The organism is Pseudobacteroides sp. (assembly GCF_036567765.1).
In the GTDB taxonomy this organism is placed as follows: domain Bacteria; phylum Bacillota; class Clostridia; order Acetivibrionales; family DSM-2933; genus Pseudobacteroides.
In genome coordinates, this window is sequence record NZ_DATCTU010000125.1 from 1 (window position 1) to 22,614 (window position 22,614).

A 22,614-nucleotide genomic window follows, 5' to 3' on the forward strand; every position below is an offset into this window, starting at 1 on the left:
ATTTCAGCCATGAATAACCACATTACCAAGACTATGGATCATTTTAAGGGAAAAATCGCAGAATGGGACGTTGTCAACGAAGCTTGTGACGATAGTGGTAATGGACTTAGAAGAAGTGTATGGACAAATAAAATCGGTAATGATTTTATAGACATTGCATTCCAGACTGCAAGAAAGGCTGATCCTAATGCTCTTCTCTTCTATAACGATTACAATATAGAAGATATGGGTGCTAAGTCCAATACAGCATACAATATGATTAAAAGCATGAAGGAAAGAGGAATACCCATTGACGGAGTAGGATTCCAATGTCACTTTATCAATGGAATGAGTGCTTCCCAGCTTAATGCTATTGAGCAAAATATCAAGAGGTATGCAGCTCTCGGATTGCAGGTATCCATTACTGAGCTGGATATACGTATGAATGATTCAGAAAATCAAACTACCGGCTTCCAGACACAGGCAAGCAATTACAAGTCATTGATGGAAATTGCCTTGAGAAACCCTAATGTTAAAACATTTGTGGTTTGGGGTTTTACTGATAAGTTTTCATGGATTCCAGGAACCTTCCCAGGCACTGGCAGAGGTCTCATATATGATAGTAATTTAAATCCAAAGCCGGCATATACTGCATTGAAAGAAGCACTTATGAAATAGCAGCAATTTAATTTGCAGTAAGAACAGATAGTGTAATAAAAAGTGCAACTTCGTAAAAGAAGTAAAATAAAATATAATTAGCACTTTCCTCCTAATTTTTTCAATCCTCCTCATTTGAGGAGGATTTTTTATGCATAAGAAATTATTCAATAAAAATTAAAAAAATCAATATAAAATAGAAATCAGGTAAAATATTCAAGAAAATTCATAAAAATCTTAATTGATATAGCAACGATCAATTCATATAATTTAATTGTTCATGAGGCATTATATGTTTGGCAATAATTATTTTACATTTTTAAATATTGAAAAACATTTTCCTTGATCCATATGTTGCAGATTACGTTATTTGTACTGATAGATAAAGAAGGATTTTGGGTATATGATATAGAAATATTTATATGGAAAGATATTATATATTTTAAAGCGATTAAGGAGGTTTAAAATGAAATTATGCTGGTTGGGGCATTCTGGATTTTTGTTGGAGTGCGGAGGGAAAAGAATATTGATAGACCCCTTCGTTCAAGGGAATAGTATGTTTCCTGGCAGTTTAGCAAATGAAATAAAGAATCCTGATTACATCTTAATAACCCATGGGCATGGTGATCATCTGGGCGATTCAATAGGTTTATATAATCCTGATGTTACAAAAATAATTTCGAACTTTGAAATATGTAATTGGCTAATAAGTCAATCTGTTAATAACTGCATACATATGAATATAGGCGGAAGTTTTTATGAAAACGAAATACAATTTACTATGGTTGAAGCAATACACAGCAGCAGCATAGATTCAGGAAATCAAGTAATATATGGCGGACTGGCAGCCGGCTTTATAATAAAGTATAAGGATGTTTCCATTTACCATTTTGGAGACACAGAAATTTTTGAGAATATGAAATTAATCGAAAAAAATTATAGACCCAATATTGGGCTTATTCCAATCGGAGATAGATTTACCATGTCCCCTTATACTGCAGCATCAGCTTGCAATGAATATTTCAATTTTAACGTTGTTATACCCATGCACTATGGTACTTTTCCAATGATAAACGGCTCACCTGATACTTTCATTGAAAAGATAAATAATAAGGATTCTGCTAAAGTTTTAAATCCTGGAGAATTTTTGAGTATCTAGGTAATTATGGTATGTGCTACGCCACAATTAAATAAAATTTTAAAATAGTAATGGACAAAAAGTAAAATCTTCAATTTCTAACCCTCCATAAAGGAGGGTTTTGTAATTTTCTACTACAAAAATTAAAGGTGCAAAACCGAAAGTAACAATATTCTGGGAATTTATGTTATGATGAATGTGATGAAAAAATTTTCAAAAATACCGATAAATATATTATGATGGTTTTGTTCTATCTACAGTAACGGGGGAGACATAATGATTCGCTTATCAGGTTATAAAATTGTAGAAGAGATTTCCAGAGGAAGTAATTCAATAGTTTTACGGGGAACTCGAAATTTAGATGATTACCCTGTTGTTGTAAAGCTATTAAATAAAGAATATCCCTCCATAAAAGAGCTATCTGTTTTCATGCGGGAATATGAAATTATGGATAAGATAGGTAGTGATGGGATAATAAAGGCTTATGGGATTGAGAAATATAATAACAGCATAGCAATCATTATGGAGGATATCGGTGGAGAGTCAGTTGACAAGGCATTACACTCCATTAAGCCAGGTATTGTGGAAAAATTGTTGCTGGCCATTCAAATGGCCAATTGCTTGAATCAACTACATAAGCAAAATATTATTCATAAAGATGTGAATCCAAGCAACTTTATCTGGAATAACAAAACAAATCAAGTGAAGATCATTGATTTCGGTATTTCTGCCGAATTAATCAGAGAAGCATCTCAATGCATCAACTTAAACATTTTGGAAGGATCATTGTATTATGTATCTCCTGAGCAAACAGGGAGAATAAATAGACCCATCGATTACAGAACTGATTTATATTCTCTTGGCATAACCTTTTATCAACTATTCACTGGGCAATTACCTTTTAAAGGTGGTGACGAATTGGAGCTAATATATTCCCATATAGCTAAAGCTCCAATTGCTCCAAATGTGATAAATCCTGAAATACCTGCCATAATTTCAGATATAGTGATGAAACTGATTTCTAAAACAGTGGAAGATAGGTACCAATCAGCACTAGGATTGAAAAAGGATTTGGAACAATGTTTACAATTTATTGAAGGAGAAAAGGGAACTTATGGATTTGCTCTAGGTGCAGGAGATAATCTCGACAGATTTGAGATTCCACATAAATTGTATGGACGTGAAAAAGAAATTAAAATGCTCATTAATGGTTTTGAAAAAGCAGCAAATGGACATTGTGAATTATTGTTGGTAAGCGGCTACTCCGGGATTGGAAAATCCTCGCTGATCCATGAGATTCGTAAACCTATAACCGGTAAAAAAGGATATTTCATAACAGGAAAGTATAACCAGTTTGAACGAGATGTCCCATATTATGGGATAACTCAAGCGTTTAAGGAATTAATAAGACAGTTGCTGGTTCAGTCGCAATCAAGTTTGGATATTTGGAAATCACGTCTCACTGATGCACTGGGATGTAACGGACAGGTTATCCTTGATATACTACCTGAATTGGAACAGATTGTGGGGCCTCAGTCTCAGGTGTCTGAGCTCAATCCATTAGAAGCTCAAAACCGTTTTAAGATGATTTTCCGTGAATTTATCAATGTTTTTGCCAGGCAGGAACATCCGCTGGTAATTTTTCTTGATGATCTTCAATGGAGTGATACTTCTACATTGGATTTAGTCAAGTATATATTGGAAACTGGCAGTGCACACTACATACTTTTTATAGGAGCATACAGAGACAATGAAGTAAAAGTTGGTCATCCCCTTCATAAACTACTGGAAGATCTGAAAAACGGTCAACAAGGGCCAACTTTGCCCTTTAATCAAATACTGCTGAAACCTTTGGAATTCTCGGCAATAAATAGATTGATTGCCGACACATTACACAGTCATCCCAATGACACCAAGTCTTTGACAAACATAATTTTACAAAAGACTGATGGGAATCCTTTTTTTGTTAGACGGGTGTTGAGTTCGTTGTATCTTCAGGAAACCTTCACGTTTTTGTCGGAAAAAGGTCAATGGGTATATGACCTTGAAAAAGTAAAAGCTGTGGAAATAAGTGATAATGTGGTGGACTTGCTTGTAAAAGGTCTGAAGTCTTTGCCTGTAGCAACAATGGATATCCTCAAGCTGGTTGCCTGTATTGGGTCCAAATTTGATTTAACCACTGTTTCGTTAATCAGTAAAAAGTCTGTTGCAGTACTTGGCAAGGATTTATGGATAGCCATTGAGAAAGAAATTATTCTTCCACTAAATAATAATTATCGGCTTATCAATACACTGGATAAAGAGATGAATCCCACTGATATGGAGATGCGATTTTGTTTTGCCCACGACCGCATCCGACAGGCAGTGTATTCCCTAATCCCTGAGCGGGAGAAATGTGAAATTCATCTAGACATAGGGAATGAGTACTTAAAGTCTTTCAGGGAAGCAAAACAGACAGAAGCGATTTTTGATATGATTAATCATTTGAATATCGGCAGGGATTTGGTTGTACAAAAGGATGAAAGGATTGAACTTGCAGATTTAAACATTATAGCCGGAAATAAAGCTAAAAAATCAACTGCTTTTGAGGTAGCGTTAAACTACTTTGAAACAGCAAAATCTCTGTTATTTGATGAAGAGTGGGCTTTGGTGCCTGAAAAGTTTTTTGCACTATTACTGGAACAGGCAACGGCTGCTTTGCTGACAGGTGATTTATTAAAAGCTGATACCATATGCGAGCATTTATCAGAAATAGCTGGTAATAATCTTGAAAAAGGTGCTGTTACCAATATTAAAGTCTTAATACTTATTTTTCAGGGTAAACTTAATGAATGCATCAACGAAATACGAAATACCCTGCTTCTATTCAATATTTCCTTACCGGTAAGCGATGAGGAGATTGAGAAAAAGATGCAGGAAGGCGTCATGAAGATGCAACAATTTTTAGCCCGTACGCCCGTTGAGGAGCTTGTCAATCTTCCTGTAATGAATGATCCCGAAAAGCTTATGGCTATGCAACTGCTCTTTCAAGCAGTCCCTCCTTCACGTCAAGTCAATCCCACTCTATATTTTTTGGTGTTGCTGATGATGTTCGAGCTGACTTGTACTTATGGGGTTTCGCCCTTGTCGTGTGGGTGTTTTGTCAATTGCGGGGTTATTCAGGGAAGGGTGCTGGGTGATTATAAAACCGGTTATAAGTTGGGAGAGGCGGCTTTTGCATTAGCTAATAAACTTAAAGCAGAATCGGAAAAAACATCGGTTTATTTTATTTTTCCGTTTCTCTCCTACTGGCGAACTCATTACCAGGAATCTCTGGATTATTATGATATAGCCTGCCGGACAGGATTGGAAACAGGTGATCTTATGCACCTGACTTATGCCATTGCTCATAAGGTGCACTTATTAATGTGGGTTGGTAAAAATCTGACTGAGTGCAAGGCAGAAACAGAGAGTACTATCGATTTTCTAAAGCATACTAAAGGCAATGTACCTTTAGTTTTAGCCGATATTGTTTACTATACGATTCAGAAATTTCAGACAATCTCTGAACACAATGATCAGTTGGATTTTGAAGAGAAAGATAAAGAGATGATTAAGAGGATTGAAAGCATTCACAATATTGTCTATTTGGCCAGATTTTATGTATATAACACATATGTAAATGTTGTTATGGACAATATGGAAGAAGCAGAAAAATGGAACGTGCTAGCAGATAAGATTATATTTGCCGGAGTCTCGGATTTTATCATACCTGATCATTATTTATTTAAGGCTCTAGTACTTATTTATAAGTGGAATAACACAACACCCCAAGAACAAACCCATATAAAAGAAGTTTTGATCAATATCCAACAAAAGTTAAAATACTGGGCGGAAAATTGTCCTGCCAATTTTGAGCACAAGTACTATTTAATCTGTGCGGCAATGGCAATTATCCAAAATGAGTCTATTGATACAATCATAGATCTTTTTCAAAAAGCAATGGATTCAATCAAAAATAACGACTATATTCAAATAAAGGCAATCTGTAATGAATTATTCGGTAAATTCTGGATAGCTAGAGGAAATGAAACAATCGGGAAAGCGTATATTCGTGAAGCTCACTATTTATATAAACAGTGGGGAGCATATCGAAAAGTTATGCTTCTGGAAAAGCAATATGCCCATTATTTTTATGCTAATGAAACTAATATGAGGGTAATTAATGCGACAGAAGGAACTATAGGGTTAATTTCAAAGATGACTCATAGTTCAATTGATATGACTTCAATTTTGAAATCCAATCAAGCTATCTCAAGTGAAATTAAATTTGAAAAACTTTTAACAATACTAATCCGTATAATGATTGAAAATGCCGGTGCTGAGAGAGGGTGTCTATTATTAAAGAATGAGGTTGACGGACAGCTTTATATGGAAGTATTGCAAGATGTCAACTTCAATCAGCTTCAAGTAATACCATCGCTTCTCTTTACTGAGAGTAAGGAACTCTGTCATGAAATTGTCCAGTATGTTATCAGAACTAATGAAACCGTAGTTATTCATGACGCCTGTTTAGATGTTAACTGGCAAAATAATCCTTATATTATTGATAACCAGATTAAATCAGTATTGTGTATGCCGGTTTTCTATCAAAACCGGCTCAAGAGTGTAGTGTATCTAGAAAATAATCTTTCTGACAATGTATTTACATCGGAAAGGTTGGAGACCCTAAAAATCTTATCATCTCAGGCATCTATTTCAATTGAAAATGCCAGACTTTACGAAAACATGGAGGAGAAAGTCAGGGAGAGAACAATCCAATTAAATAATGCTAATGAAAAACTCAGAGAGTTATCACTGCATGACCCATTGACAAGTTTACATAATCGAAGGTATGCTTTTGAGTTTGTATACAGCAAAATAACCCAATTTATCGGAAACAAAGCAATGCTATTAAATGATAGAGAAAAAAGGAAACAGTCAATTGATGAAAATGTTATTGGAGTGTTTCTAATTGATATAGATCATTTTAAGGAAGTTAATGATACCTATGGGCATTCAGCTGGAGATAGTGTATTGATTTCCATATCAAAAGTTCTCAAGCAGATGGTAAGAGCTGATGATATCTTAGTGCGGTGGGGGGGAGAAGAATTTTTAATCATTCTATATAACGTAAAACCGGAATATTTGGACAAGTTTTCAAAACGAGTAATTGAAGAGGTAAATAAAACTCCTATAGAAATATCCCCAAATAAAACGATAAATAAAACTTGTTCCATAGGATATGTTCAGATGCCTCTGGAGATAACCACTCCTGACCTTCTAAACCTGGAGCAGATGATAAACATAAGTGATTATGCTTTGTATTGTGCTAAAGAGAAAGGAAGAAACTGTGCAGCTCACTTTAGACTAATAAAATCTATTGGAACGGAAGATGAGCTCAAAGATTGTTTAATGAATCTGTCAAAAGATACAAAACTAAATGAAGAATATTTTAAAATAGAATTTATCTGAAATATGTTATTTGTAAAGGTAATCAACATTTTTTAAAAATGATTAGTCATGATCAAAATAATAATGGGGGCAGAATATGATTAAAAAGGTTAGTATACCTATTTCCGGAAAGACTTTTAAAAATAATGCAAATTATTGTGTAGGTACCGGCAGGATGGCTTTGGCACTGCAAAAGGAATATATCGACCATCTGGAAGTGGTGCAGAATGCTATCCACTTTCGCTATATTCGGGGCCACGGGATATTTTCCGATGATTTCGGTATATATCGTGAGTATGAAATAGATGGAAAAACCAGTATATTTTACAATTTTACATACCTTGACCGAGTTATGGATACGTATCTTGAGAATGGAATCAGACCCTTCATTGAACTTGGTTTTATGCCAGAAAAGCTTAAAACCGGTGAACAAACAGTGTTCTATTGGAAAGGCAATGTGACACCACCTGTATCTTATGAAAAATGGGCGGATTTAATATCAAATACTTTAACCCATTTGATTGAAAGGTATGGCAGGGACGAGGTGATAACCTGGCCGATTGAGGTGTGGAATGAACCCAATATTATTTTTTGGGCAGGCACTATGGAAGAATACTTCAAGCTTTATAAGTATTCAGCTGAAGCTGTAAAAAGTGTGGACCCCCGCATTCAGGTGGGTGGGCCTTCCATTTGCGGTATTGATACCGAGCATTGGCTGAGGTCATTTTTCGAGCACTGTATAGATAATAATCTGCCGTTGGACTTTATTACCCGTCACTGTTATACAGCCAATGAGCCTACCCAAAATGGACATTATATGCACCATACCCTAAATAAACCTACACATATGGTTGAAGAGCTAAAAGAAACCCGCCGGATTATGTCGGATTACCCGCAAATTGCAGCTTTGCCGCTGCATATAACGGAGTTTAACAGCTCCTATTTTCCAATATGTCCTGTACATGATACTGATTTCCATGCAGCATACATAGCACGTATTCTAAGTGAAGCAGGTGAATATGCTGATTCTTATTCCTATTGGACATTTAGTGATGTATTCGAGGAGTGGGACGTTCCAAAATCAGTGTTCCACGGGGGATTTGGTCTGGTTGCCCTTAATTCTATTAAAAAACCGACATTTTATGCTTTTGAATTTTTCTCCAATGCCGGAAGTGAGTTATTATACCGTGATGAGAACCTTATTGTAACTAAAAATGATGAAAAGTATGTAATTATCGGTTGGAACTTCCATGATTTGCGTGATCACAAAACTAGTTCAGACGTAAGCTATGTACTGTCATTACCTTCTATAGGTAAACAGGCACTGATTATAAAAAAGGATGTGGGAGGAGCAAATGCCAACCCAATGAAAACATGGAGCAATATGGGCAAACCACGTAGCCTTAGCAAAGAGCAATTGAAAATACTTAAGGCTTCTTCCGAACCTCTTCAAACAGATGCGAAGCTGATAGAACAAAACGGAAACTATGAAGTGGAAGTGACAATCCCGTGCAATCATCTATGTATGCTGGAAATCACTCCTGTAAACGATATGACAGACACCTATCTGGGCTATGAACCTGATGAGTTTTATGGGATATAATGAGCTTATGACATGACTGCGAATCTTCTTTATATTAATGAAATGCCTAATTAAGTACGATAATTATGTTAGTGCATTATTTGTACCAACTTATAAATGGAAGGTGGATTTTTATAATGAAAGTTTTGCGTAAGTCAATAGCGTTGCTGTTAGTTTTAAGCTGTATATTCGCAATTTCAGCATGTGACAATTCATCGACGAAGAAAACTGATAAAACAAAAGATTCTGAATCATCTAAAGTTTTATCAAGAAATCCACAGGGAGGGCTGACTCCAATGGAGGATGCGGATAAGCCCATAACTTTTAATGTTTTTTTACGTGATCCGGGTCAAGCCCCTTCAAAGGACAATCCTGTTCTTAAAAAAATAACCGAGTTAACAGGGGTTACACTTAAATTTGAATTCCTTGTAGGTGACTTAAACCAAAAAGTGGGGGTAATGATTGCAGGAAGCGACTATCCGGACGTAATATTCGGTGAAAATGCAAAATTTTTTGACGCAGGGGCACTTATTCCCCTTGAAGATTTAATTCCCAAATATCCGAACCTTAAGAAACATTATGAAAAATACATGGATAAGATGATTGCGGGTTTTGATGGAAAACACGCGTATACACTTGAGAGTTATGGACTTATGCATAATCCTTCTCCTATTTTTTTTAATTCCGGTGCAGGGTTCTACATTCAAAAAGCGGTATTGGAAGAGTCAGGATACAAAATTCCGAAAACACTGGATGAATATTTTAAGTTGATTGAAGACTATAAGGGAAAACATCCAACAATTGATGGAGTAAAAACCATCGGCTTTGAAATACTTTGTGATGGCTGGAGGGATTTTTGCCTTAGAAACCCTGCACAACATCTTATGGGTGCCGGTAATGACGGAGATGTGTATGTTGATCCCAAAACATTTAATGCATCCCTTTATCAGAATACCGATACTGCCAAGAGCTATTACAAAAAGCTTAATGAAGAATATCATAAAGGTATCATTGAAGCAGAAACATTTACTGAAAGTTATGACCAATACCTGGCCAGATTGTCTTCCGGTGCTGTACTGGGTATGTTCGACCAGTGGTGGAACTTCAATAATGCGGAAAATGCTTTAAAGTCAGCCGGCAAGAGCAACCGGACCTATGTTGCTGTTCCTTTAGCCAACCCCGGCGTACAGGATGGTTATCTTGATGCTCCATCGGACTCAATTACAGGAACAAGCGGCATAAGTATCACGAATAATTGTAAAGACCCCGAGCGTTTGCTTGCTTTTTTTGATTGGTTATTACAGCGTGAGGTTCAAGATTACCTGCAATGGGGTGAAGAAGGAAAGGACTGGAATAAAGTCGGTGCAAACGGTAAGGTATTGACACCTGAGCGTCGTGAATTACTTAAAGATACTGCTAAAAAGCGTGACCTGACAGGAGATACATTGTGGCAATACACACCTAAAATGGAAGGCCTGTATGAGGATGGAAGTCCTTGTGGACCTATTTATTCTACAGACGAGTATATGGCATCATTAACCGAATATGATCAGAAGTTTTTGAAAGACCTTAATATAAAGTATCCTGCACAATTGCTTTCGCCACCGGTTAAACGGCCGAAATATTATCCGGTTTGGTCTTTTCCAATAGAAGATGGAAGCCTGGCGAAGACTGCAACAACAAAAATGATTGATACTTGCCGTAAGTATTATCCTCAGTTGGTTTTAGCAAAACCGGGACAGTATGATTCATTATGGAACAAGTTCCTTTCGGATATCAAAGCCGGTAATCCTCAGCCATATCTTGATGAGATAAATCGTCAGATAAAAAACAAGCAAGCAGTGAAATAGCAATTGTTGTATATTCTTGATTCTAATATAGAGTGGAGAAGAATGTATATGGCCAGGAAAGAGTTAGAACTAGAGGGTGAACCGATAAAATCAAAAAAATCGGAAAGTAGATTGAGAGAATACAAAGCTCAAAAGCCGCTTTTTTTCATGGTAATTCCTTGTATGACCCTGGCCTTTATATTCTATTATTGGCCTCTTACAGGATGGATTATGGCATTTCAAAACTATAAACCGGCTAAAGGGTATTTGGGATCAAAATTTGTAGGTTTTGATCAGTTTAAATTCCTGTTTAGTGATCCTGTATTTTGGCGAGACTTAGTAAACACACTTGCAATGTCGCTGTTAACTCTGGGCATTGGCTTTGTTTTATCCATTGGCTTTGCACTTTTATTAAATGAGCTACGCTTCAAGGCCCTTAAGCGTATCGCCCAAACAGCCTCATATCTCCCGCACTTTTTAAGCTGGATTATAGTCTGCTCTTTGATTTCCAATATATTATCAACATATGATGGAACACTGAATAATTTACTGATGTGGTTAGGCATTATAGATAAGCCTATATTGTGGCTTGGTGAAAAAAATTATTTCTGGTTTATTGTGGCTTTTGCAAATGCATGGAAGGAAACCGGTTGGAATTCAATAATTTTTCTTGCGGCAATGTCAGCAATTGATACTGAACTTTATGAAGCCTGCGAAATCGATGGCGGAAACCGCTTAAGAAAAATGTGGCATATTACTCTTACAGGTATTCGTCCAACTATAATAGTCCTTCTAATTATGAATTTAGGTTGGATATTAAGTTCCGGCTTTGAAGTTCAGTATCTTTTAGGTAGAGGCTTGGTAATGGATGTTTCCGAAACTATAGATATTTTTGTTTTGAAATATGGTATAACAAATGGCAATTATTCATTAGCAACTGCAGCCGGTATTTTTAAATCTGTGATTTCTATTATAATGATTTCAAGCACTATCTTTTTGGCTAAAAAAATGGGTGAGGATAATTTGATTTAAGGCATGAGCCAAATTTATAGCGGAAGTTATTTTTTGATCATGGCTATATAGAAGGGGAGATAAAAATGCCATATAGTCGAATTAAGTCGGCACTGGGTAAATTTGAGCCATATATATTCAACACAGTAAATATAGTTGTCATGCTTATCGTAATCTTTGTAACGGTGTATCCGTTCTGGAACACTGTTGCAGTATCATTTAATAATTCACAGGATACTTTGCGTGGTGGAATTACTTTTTTTCCCCGCCAATTTTCTCTGTATAATTATAAAACTGTATTTGGAAACGATCTACTTGTTACCGCAGCTATAAATTCCGTACTTCGTACATTATTGTCTACGGTTTTAGGAATTTTTATTTCTGCACTAATAGCTTTTGTACTTTCCCGGCGTGAATTTTTATGGCGTAAATTTGCTACTAGGTATTTTGTTGTAACTATGTACGTATCAGCCGGTTTGATTCCCAATTACTTTATTATAAAGGATCTGCATCTATTAAATAACTTTTTGGTGTATATTATTCCAGGATTGATCAATGTTTTTAATGTAATTGTTATTAAAACCTATATGCAATCCATACCTGCTGAGATTACCGAGGCAGCGATTATTGATGGAGCAGGCTATTTTCGGTGCTTTATCCAGATTATTTTGCCATGCTGCAAGCCGGTTTTGGCTACTGTAGCACTGTGGTGTGCAGTTGGAGCGTGGAACTCGTGGTTTGACACATTTCTCTATTGTTCCAGTAAAGAGAATTTGACTACTCTGCAGTACGAGATGATGAAAATGATTTCAGCTTCCATGAATGCAGGTACATATAAATCCGGGGCTGATATTTATGGGAGCGGGGTTGCAATAGACTCTGTGACTCCGGTTTCTATACGAGCTGCAGTCACTGTTGTAGCTTCTGTTCCGATTTTATTTGTATATCCCTTCCTTCAAAAATATTTCATTAAAGGTATTACAATCGGTTCAGTTAAAGGTTAGTATATTATTACATATGATAATAAAAAACAAATTTATATATTACAAGGAGGTTTTTGTGTGGATAAAGGTGCGTTTTTTACAAATAATTACCCAAATTTATTTATATGTCTTGGTATATCCGAGGCAGAGGTTGATAAGAAGATAAAGGATACATTTGAAACCATTTTTTTTAATGCGGTAGAGCGGTTTTATTTTGAAAAGGGCGAAAGTATGGGTTATATACTGGATACGGGAAATAATGACGCCAGGTCGGAAGGCATGAGCTATGGGATGATGATGGCTGTTCAGATGGACAGGAAAGATATTTTTGATCGGCTGTGGCTTTTTTCAAAAACTTATATGTACCAGGAAAAAGGCAAATATCAGGGGTATTTTGCATGGTCTGTTTCCACGGAAGGCATTAAAAATGCTGAAGGCCCGGCACCTGACGGTGAAGAGTATTTTGCGATGGCACTTTTCTTTGCCAGCAAGAGGTGGGGAGACGGAAAGCCTCCATTTGACTATAGTGTCCAGGCAAGAGATATTCTTAAGCACTGTATCCATCAATCGGAAATGGTTGAGGGTGGTGATCCCATGTGGGACAGTAAAAATTATTATATAAAGTTTGTGCCTGAGGCTCCATTTACAGATCCTTCCTATCATCTGCCGCATTTTTATGAATTGTTTGCTGTTATGGCTGATGAGAAGGACAGGCCATTCTGGAAGAAAGCTGCTGAAGAAAGCCGAAAGTTCTTACATATAACATGTGACAAGGATACGGGTATGGCACCGGAATATTCAGAATTTGACGGTACTCCCAAACATTTGATTAATGAGGGACAATTCTACTCAGATTCATATCGTGTTGCTATGAACATTGGTTTGGACGCTGCGTGGTTTAATAGGGATGAAAGCTTAAGCGGTATTGTTGACAGGCTTCAGTCATATTTTAGTGAAAACACAAAGCTCGGAGAGTACCACTCATATACAATAAAGGGTGAGCCTTTGGAGCAGCCTGCATTGCACCCAGTTGCAATTATTGCAACCAATGCTGCAGGATCACTGGCTGCAAAAGGAAAGTACCGCATGGAATGGGTGAAAAATTTTTGGAATTTGCCGCTACGAAAAGGTGAACGACGTTACTATGACAACTGCTTGTATTTCTTCAGCTTGTTGATGCTTGCAGGGCAATACAAAATTTATTTATAATGCTTATTTTTATAAATAGTTTTAAGATAAATGCCGATTATTATTATTGTTATTATAAGCTGTCAATGTATTGTATTAATACAATGTTGCACTTAAAGGTAGGTATATTGTATGATTAATAATTCCGAGTCTGCAACAGTTTTTAAAAAGAATGACTCACGTCGGCTTACTATTGGAGTATTAAAAAGTCAGATGGTTGACCAAAGAGACATTCTTATGATTGAGGGCTTGAAACAGGCAGCTAAAGAGAATGATGTAAATTTAATAGTCTATTGCGGCGGTATGATTGTTTCTCCGGATGATATTGATTTACAAGCTATTGCAATTTTTGACTTTGTGGATAAAAATAGATTGGATGGACTTATTATATGGACTGGAAATATAAATTGGCATGCCAGCACTGAATTTACAGAAAGGTTTGTTAAAAAGTATAATTTCCTACCGGTAGTAAGCCTTGAAATTAAAGTAGACGGTATAACAAGCATACTGTGGGATGATTATAATGGTATGAGGGACGCTTTGATTCATCTCATAGAGGTGCATCAATGCAAACGAATCGGTTTTGTTATGGGGGCTTCACCTTCAAGTTTATACCAAAGATATGAAGCTTATATTGATACTCTTACCGAATATGGAATCCCTATAGATATGAACCTAATTATTGACCAGGAAACATTATATAATTATCAAAATATTATTGAGTATGCTGTTTATATGGATCGAAGTATTTTTGTTGAACAGGGAATAATAGAAAACTTTGAAAAGAGTATCAAGGTAATAGAGAATTTATGGGAGGCAGATATTGAGGCTCTGGCATGCTGTAATGACTTGAATGCCAGGACTGTATATAGAGTTTTAAAAGCAAGAAACCTTCCCATAATACCTATTGTTGGCTTTGATGATGACCCGGAGAGCAGAGCTGTTAGTCCTGCTTTGACGGCAGTACGTCCTCCGATCTATGAGATGGGTAAGCGTGCAGTAGAAGTAATAATTGCCAAAATAAAAGGATTACAAACTCTTGAAACAGAAACACTTCCATGCAGTTTAATAGTTCGTCAAAGCTGCGGTTGTCCTTGCAGTTCAGTAAGGAAGGAAGAAATATATAAAGAAAGGTTGCAGCAGTATCTAGTTCAATCAAAATCAAAAAATGTTAATGCAGCAAAATTTGAAAAAATCATTAATAGTGCTGTTGCTGTTCCCGATGATATTGATGCTAACTGGGCTGAAAAACTACTAAAAGCATTATTGAATGATGTTCATGGAGAAAGCGGGGCTTTTACCGATTACATTAAAAACTTTTTTGTTTATACACAAAACAAAAAATACATAGAATTTTTTCAGGATATTATTTTAGTTATGCACATTTTCGTAGATTTCCTAATTATGGATCAGGGTTTGGAGCATTATACAGCTAAAAAGCTTTTACAGCAAGGAACAGCCCTAATTGCAGATATGAGGGTACGTTTGGAAATGAGCAAAAGATTGAAACAAACCCAGAGGCATTTTGATATAGTTACATTTTCACAGAGAATTAGCAATACATATGATATCAATGAAATTTTAGGAAAAATAGCAGATGGATTAAGGTATTTAGGGGTTTCATCCTGTTATATGTCGATATATGAAAATGGTGATGTTTCTACTGATAAAGCCCGTCTTTTACTGGCTTATAACGAAAACGGCTATATAAAAATTTCTCAGGATTGCATTTATCCTTCAGAAAGGCTTGTACCTGAAGATGTACTGACATATGATAAAAGCTTTAATTTTGTTTTAAGACCTTTGCATTTTAGAAAGAGGAATATTGGGTTTATATTGCTCAAAGATACTCTGGAGGATTCGTCAGAATATAAACGACTAACTGAAGTTATAAGTAACACTATGTATAGTGTTATTTTGGTGGACGAGCTAAAAAGTAAGGCTCAGGAACTTATAAAAATTAATAGTGAGCTTGAATCGGCATACAGTTTACTTAAAGATAACCAGCAAAAGTTGATTTCTTCAGAAAAAATGGCATCATTAGGTCGGCTTACAGCTGGGATTGCACATGAAATGAATACTCCCCTGGCTGCAGTAAGCACATCACTAAAAGAATTTGAAGAACTTTTAAATGAGTATTACCAATCGATAGGAAACCCAAATGTTCTGCCTGAAGACCACAGATTAATAGCTAAAGATATGATGAAATGTTTAAGATTAGCAATTCAGGCTGCTGAAAAAAGTGCAGGTTTTATAAAAGGTATCAAATCTCAGACCTCAAATATGAATACATCGAACTCTCAGGTTTTCAATGCTGCCGATGTTACAAAAGATGCCTTATCAATATTGGACTTCGCAATAAGAAAAGGAAATTGTAAGCTCAGTACAAATTTTGATAATTCAATTAAAATTTATGGGGATCCCAATAGGTTCGTACAGATGGCTACCAATCTAGTTATAAATTCTATTGATGCTTGTAAACCTGATGGCGGAAATATATCAATAGTAATTGAAAATTATGGAGATGGCATTGCAAAGATTACATTTCAAGATACAGGATGTGGAATACCAGATGAAATTAAAGAACGAATATTTGATCCTATGTTTACAACCAAGCCTTTTGGAGAAGGAACAGGTTTGGGATTAAGCATAGTTCATGACCTTGTAAATGAGTTTAATGGAAGGATCAACGTAGAAAGCCAAAAAGGATTAACATCTTTTTTTATATTTTTACCGATAAAACAGGAATAAAAATAGGATAGGTATAAAATATGAGTCATAATTTTGGAACTAGGCAATTATATGGCAAGAAAAGCATGCGTCCAACTATCGGAGTTATAAAAAACAATAGGGTCAATTACAGGGAGATTCTTCAAAACCAAGGTCTTAAATTTGCAGCACAAAAAAATGATGTGAACTTAATCATATATTCAGGAGGTATGATTAATTTCCCTGATGAATTGGAATCTACTGCTATTTACGATTTTGTTGATACTAATAAGTTGGATGGGCTCATTATTTGGACTGGAAATATAAACTGGCTTACCAGCCCTGAGGAAACAAATAGTTTTGTATATAAATATGATTACATTCCTACAATAAGCCTTGAGACTAAAATAGACGGTGTCACAAGTATAGTATGGGATGATTTTAATGCAATGAGGGAAGCTATAATCCATCTTATAGAGGTACATAAGAAAAGGCGAATAGCTTTTATACGAGGGGTAAGCTCACATTTTGGTGTGAATCAAAGATATGAAGCATATATCCATACTCTTAACGAATATGGAATATCCATTGATGAAAACATCATTATTGATGATTTACTATTTATTAATCATGATGGTGTAAAAAGGCTTGAAAGTTTATGGATGCAGGGCGTTGATGCCATAGTGGCTTATAATGATATGAATGCAAGATTTGTAAACAGGGTGATGGAAAATAATAAGCTACCGTTTATGCCTATTGTAGGCTTTGATGATGAGATTGAAGGAGAAGCAGATAAACCTTTTTTAACAACAGTACGACCTCCTATATGTGAGCTAGGTAGCCATGCCCTAGAGGTTATCCTTGCAAAAATAAAAGGTGTGCAGGTTCCGGAATTGACGGTGCTTCCATGTAAGTGTATAGTTCGTCAATCCTGTGGATGTACCGCCAGTTCGCTAATGAAAGAGGATATATTTAGAGAAAAGATTGATATACAAAGCTTTTCTCAAATTATAAATAATTCAGATAGCACTGAAATGAAGAATACTGTAAAAAGTGTAATTGATATACCGGAGAATATGGACATATCATGGGTGCCCAACTTGGTATCTTTATTTTTTGATGAAGTAAAAATGGATAAGGATCTGGGCTTTTTAAATTTTCTTGAAAAGCTTCTTATTCAAAGCGTGAATCAAAATAATAATTTGGAAATATATCAGGATTTTATTTTGCTATTGCAGTATTTTATGGATTTTGTTAATCATAATAATATGTTAAGCTATATAAAGGCACAAAATGTGTTGAGCGGAGCAACTAATCTTATTGCAGATATTAAAATACAATCCGAAATAAATAAAAGGATTAAAGGAGAACAAAGGTATTTTTACATTATTTCATTTAAACATATTATCAGTAATGCAATTGATATGAATGATCTGATAGAAAGGATCAAGAGCGGCTTAAAAATGATAGGGGTATCATCATGTTATCTTTCATTATATGAGAACAGGGGTATTTCAACTGAGAAAGCACGACTCATGGTAGCATGTGACAAAGAAAAATATATGGACATAAACCATGAAAATTCAATATTTCCTTCACCTAAGCTTGTTCCTGACGGAATACTCTCAGGCCATGAGCGTTTTGAGTTGATTTTAAAACCTTTATATTTTCATAAAAGGCAAATAGGATTTGTTCTATTTGGAGATACTCTAAAGGATTCGTCGGAATATGAACAATTAAGTCAAATTATGAGCACTGCTATAAATGGTGTTATGATGATAGAGGATATGGCCAATAAAGCACTGGAACTTAAGGAAACTAATAATGAATTGGAATCGGCATATAGTTCACTGAAAGAAAATCAGCAAAAGCTGCTTGTTTCAGAAAAAATGGCGTCTCTTGGCCGCCTTACAGCTGGAATTGCCCATGAAATGAACACGCCGTTAGCAGCTGTACGCACATCATTAAAAGAGCTTGAGGAACTTGTGGATGAGTACGATAAATCAATAGAAGATCATGAGGTTCTTCCTGACGATCTCAGATCAATTGCTGAGGATATGCAAAAAAGTTCCAAGCTTGCTAAGCAGGCTGTTGAAAGAAGTACTGGCTTTATTAAAGGGATTAAGGCTCAAACAACAAATATGAATGCTTCGAATTTTCAGTTTTTTAATGTTGCCGATATTATCTCAGATGCTTTATCAGTATTGAACTTCGCATTGAAAAAAGGAAACTGTAAACTGGAAATGAATTGTGACAATTCAATCATGCTTTATGGTGATCCAAAAAGATTTGTACAGGTGATTACCAATCTTGTAATAAACTCTATTGATGCCTGTAAACCAAATGGCGGAAATATATCAATAATACTCGAAAGTAATGTAGATGGTTTTGCAAAGCTTAAGGTTCAAGATACAGGATGCGGAATTCCTGAGGAAATCCTATCACAAATATTTGATCCCATGTTTACAACAAAACCCTTTGGAGAAGGGACAGGATTGGGCCTTAGCATAGTTCATGACATCATAAATGAATTCAATGGAAGTATTAATGTAGAAAGCAAAAGAGGATTGACATTATTTGTCATATACCTGCCAATAAAAGGAATGCCTTAGAAATAACTTCGTATTCTAAACAAAATCATGAAATGATTTTGTTCAACCTTGATCGTTGTCGTGAGAAATTGTGGTGTAGTATACACCATAATTTCCTAGACATCAAGGACAAAATCCTGATGATTTAACAGGGTTTTGGACGATGAAAGTCGGATGTTATTTCTTAGCCATTACTAACAGGAGGAATAAATTATGGCCAGAATAAACTCCAAAAAAGCACCAAATGGAAAGCGAATTCTACTTGTAGATGACCAGGAAGATTATAGAATAGTGACTCAAACATTATTGGAAAGAGAAGGTTATGAAGTCTACACTGCCAGTAATGGGATTGAAGCTATTGAGCTGGTGAAACAGCAGCATTTTGACTTAGTGCTTCTGGATTACTTTATGCCTGGAGGAATGACAGGTGAAGAAGTTGTACAAGAAATTCGTAAATTTAATGAGTATATACAGGTTATACTCCAGACAGGCTATTCTGGTGAGCATCCTCCTCGGGATATGATGCGAGCTCTTGATATACAAGGATATCATGATAAATCTGATGGTCCGGAAAAACTCTTGCTATGGGTAGACGTAGGCCTAAAATCCGCATACACAGTACAAATGCTTTATAAGAGTCGACAAGGGCTGAAATATATTCTTGAAATAACTCCTGAATTACATAAGATACAGATGGTAGAAAATTTACTTCAGGGAATTCTTTTACAAGTAACCGGATTGCTAGGAATAGTAAACTCTTTTTTGGCGGTTCTGCCCGAAGAAGCTGACACCATTGATAATATTTCTACATCGGATATTTTTATTGCAATGCTGGAAGAGGGAACCAATCTTGAAATTCGTGCTGCTACAGGTAAGTTTTCTGATAACAGCCCAATCGAAAGGAGTCTTGAGGGGTCAAAAATAAGAAAAATCAAGGATGCACTTATAAAAACTGAAGTATATTTATCTAATGAATGTTCAATTATACCATTGGTTGTAGGAGAAACAGCACTTGGGATTATTTACCTGGAACAGAATGATATTCGACCTGAGGATGTAGAACTTGTAAATATCTTTGCCAATCAGGCTGCTGCAGCCATACAAAATGCATATCTGTACTCAACAGCTACAATAGATAAATTGACAGGCGTTTATGTCAGATCTTTCTTTATCCAACAGCTAATGCGTGAGATTCGTGCATCTTTTCGTCAGAAAAGTCCCTTAAGCTTAATTTTGCTTGATATTGATTACTTGAAGCAAATCAATGATACTGCAGGCCATCTTGGAGGCGACCAGGCTCTTTCTATAATGGGTTCAACATTAAAAAAATCCACCCGCGTTAATGATATTGTAGGTCGCTATGGTGGAGATGAGTTTATTATTCTATTGCCAAATACTCCTTTGGAAAACGTTCATAACATTACAGAGAGAATTTACGAGAATTTACAGGGATGCCATGTAGAAGGACATTTTGGAAGCATTCCTATTCAATGCAGTATGGGTGCCTGTGGTTTGAAAATACAGGATTTTGAACATGGTAATATCCCACAACCCTATACGCAGTCATATTTGGAGGAAATAGCAAAATTACTTATAGATAGAGCTGATAAAATGCTTTATCAGGCAAAAAAGAATGGACGCTCATGTGCTGTTATAGAACAATCTTACATTTGATAGCCCATCAATCCATTAATGCTTTCTTTTCTTCATCTAGCTGCTTATTAATATTGCCCAATATTTTTTTGATATCCTCATCGGAGTTAGTTATCCGTTCAACCGCATCCCATATACCCTGACCGTATATACTATCTACCTTTTCATCCATAGGTGTCAGTTTATAGGGGATCATTTTGTTTCCAAGATCATTAAAAATATTAAAAATATTTTGATTTCCTAAATAAGTATCGATATAGTCTGCTTCTTTTAGCCTTTTGCGAGCTGGAAGATACTCGGGAATTGAGTGTTTGTCATATATTATGTCGGATTTGTGTGTAACAAGGTACTCTATAAACTTCCAGGATTGTTCTTTATGCTTACTTCGAGCATTCATAGCAAGTCTGGTATCGAATTTCCATGAAGCCATTCCTAAAGAAGGCTTGGTCAAACGCCACAGCCCCTTTTGCTCAGGTACTAATTTCTCTAGTTCATTTACTGCGTAGGAGTTAGCATCTAATAGCATAATAAGGTTGTTGGCTTTTATTGCGTCCTGACCTTCTTTAGTCCATAGGTTTCCACTAAGAATCATTTTATCCTTAAAAGCTACTTTAGTAGCATCCAATGCTTTATTGAAAAGTTCTTCATGCCTTATAGGATTTAAGTCTTTGTCAAAAGTTCCAGTAGAAAACCTGACAATATTGGGTAAATCAGTTGCCCATTGAAAAATATACTTATTTTTGGGCTTTAGTTTTGAAGCAATAGCTAATATATTATCTGGATTTTCCAGGAATTTTGCCAATTCTTCAGGCTCATGGGGGAATCCATTTTCCTTCATAATATCTGACCTATATAAAGTAAGTTGTGGTGCAGTTGTATAAGTAAGTGATAACAGCTTTTTATTATCTATTGATAAACCGCCATCCCATCTTGGAAAATCCTTTTGGTATTTTCCTGCATTAAACGGTTCCTCAAGTAAATCTTGAAGAACCCCGTTTATTGTGTATGTTCCAAACATTTCACTGTAAAACATCATAACGTCAGGTCCGTCTCCATTTGTCAATGCCTTTATGTATTCTTCCTTGCATTGGAAGTAGTCAAGTAATCTTGTATTAACCTTTATACCTGGATTATCTGACTCAAATTTGTCTATTATCCCATACAATGGAGACCAAGTCCAAAACTCAATTTCTATATCCTTTTGAATGGCATGTGTATTATTATGAAGAACATTTTTATCATTTTCATCAATACTTTCTTTACACCCAGCTGCAGCAAGCATAATGAAAACAAGCCCCACCAGAAGCATAAGCTTAGCTTTTACTACCATAATGTTTGCCTCTCTTTTATTATAATTTTTTATAGAGTTGTATACATATTAATATCGTCAATTTTAAGAATATTTTTAATATAAAATGATTTTTCTAGGGCTTGGGTGAATTAAAATAGAAAGACCAGCAAGCATTTTCTGGCTTGCTGGTCTATTTTCTTTGTCTCTACCTTTATTTCATAAGAGCTTCTTTTAATGCATTATACGCTGGCTTTGGATTAAAGTTACTATCATAAATCAAACCTCTACCGGTACCTGGGAAAGTTTGTGGAATCCATGAATATTTATCAGTAAAGCCCCAAACCACAAATGTTTTAACGTTGGGGTTTCTTAATGCAATTTCCATCAATGACTTGTAATTGCTTGCCTGTGTATTGAACCCTGAAGTTTGATTTTCTGAATCATTCATACGTATATCCAGCTCAGTAATGGATACCTGCAATCCGAGAGCTGCATACCTCTTGATATTTTGCTCAATAGCATTAAGCTGGG

The 22,614-nt window shown here is 35.7% G+C and carries 13 protein-coding genes; 11 read left to right on the forward strand and 2 right to left on the reverse strand.

Annotation, left to right across the window (positions count from 1 at the left end; all coding sequences use genetic code 11):
• The 11 genes from VIO64_RS21755 to VIO64_RS21805 all read left to right on the forward strand — a co-directional run.
• On the forward strand, positions 1-657 hold a 657-nt coding region (locus tag VIO64_RS21755), incomplete at its 5' end, for an endo-1,4-beta-xylanase (protein ID WP_331921851.1).
• 445 nt (positions 658-1,102) lie between these two features.
• Complete coding sequence (locus tag VIO64_RS21760) at positions 1,103-1,795, forward strand: metal-dependent hydrolase (RefSeq protein WP_331921852.1); 693 nt, start codon at positions 1,103-1,105, stop codon at positions 1,793-1,795.
• Positions 1,796-2,050: 255 nt separating this feature from the next.
• Positions 2,051-7,267, forward strand: a complete 5,217-nt coding sequence (locus tag VIO64_RS21765; RefSeq protein ID WP_331921853.1) for a protein kinase domain-containing protein — start codon at positions 2,051-2,053, stop codon at positions 7,265-7,267.
• Positions 7,268-7,343: 76 nt separating this feature from the next.
• Entirely contained in the window at positions 7,344-8,849 is a 1,506-nt protein-coding gene (locus tag VIO64_RS21770; RefSeq protein WP_331921854.1) for a GH39 family glycosyl hydrolase, read from the forward strand.
• Positions 8,850-8,965: 116 nt separating this feature from the next.
• Entirely contained in the window at positions 8,966-10,678 is a 1,713-nt protein-coding gene (locus VIO64_RS21775) for an extracellular solute-binding protein (RefSeq protein ID WP_331921855.1), read from the forward strand.
• A 48-nt stretch (positions 10,679-10,726) separates the two neighbouring features.
• A complete protein-coding gene (locus VIO64_RS21780) occupies positions 10,727-11,689 on the forward strand; it encodes an ABC transporter permease (RefSeq protein WP_331921856.1) in 963 nt (320 codons plus the stop codon).
• 65 nt (positions 11,690-11,754) lie between these two features.
• Complete coding sequence (locus VIO64_RS21785) at positions 11,755-12,672, forward strand: carbohydrate ABC transporter permease (protein ID WP_331921857.1); 918 nt, start codon at positions 11,755-11,757, stop codon at positions 12,670-12,672.
• A 57-nt stretch (positions 12,673-12,729) separates the two neighbouring features.
• Entirely contained in the window at positions 12,730-13,860 is a 1,131-nt protein-coding gene (locus tag VIO64_RS21790; RefSeq protein WP_331921858.1) for a glycosyl hydrolase family 8, read from the forward strand.
• A 111-nt stretch (positions 13,861-13,971) separates the two neighbouring features.
• On the forward strand, positions 13,972-16,590 hold the full coding sequence (locus tag VIO64_RS21795; protein WP_331921859.1) for an ATP-binding protein: 2,619 nt from the start codon (positions 13,972-13,974) through the stop codon (positions 16,588-16,590).
• A 20-nt stretch (positions 16,591-16,610) separates the two neighbouring features.
• Positions 16,611-19,160 (forward strand): ATP-binding protein, encoded by a 2,550-nt coding sequence (locus VIO64_RS21800; RefSeq protein WP_331921860.1) that lies wholly within the window; start codon positions 16,611-16,613, stop codon positions 19,158-19,160.
• Between the two features lie 192 nt (positions 19,161-19,352).
• Positions 19,353-20,813 (forward strand): diguanylate cyclase, encoded by a 1,461-nt coding sequence (locus VIO64_RS21805; RefSeq protein WP_331921861.1) that lies wholly within the window; start codon positions 19,353-19,355, stop codon positions 20,811-20,813.
• Positions 20,814-20,820: 7 nt separating this feature from the next.
• Here the strand turns inward: VIO64_RS21805 and VIO64_RS21810 are convergent, their stop codons facing one another.
• Together VIO64_RS21810 and VIO64_RS21815 are read right to left on the reverse strand one after the other, a co-directional pair.
• Positions 20,821-22,122, reverse strand: coding sequence for an ABC transporter substrate-binding protein (locus tag VIO64_RS21810; RefSeq protein ID WP_331921862.1), 1,302 nt, complete (start codon positions 22,120-22,122; stop codon positions 20,821-20,823).
• A 172-nt stretch (positions 22,123-22,294) separates the two neighbouring features.
• Positions 22,295-22,614: endo-1,4-beta-xylanase (locus VIO64_RS21815; protein WP_331921863.1), on the reverse strand; the 320-nt coding region annotated here is incomplete at its 5' end.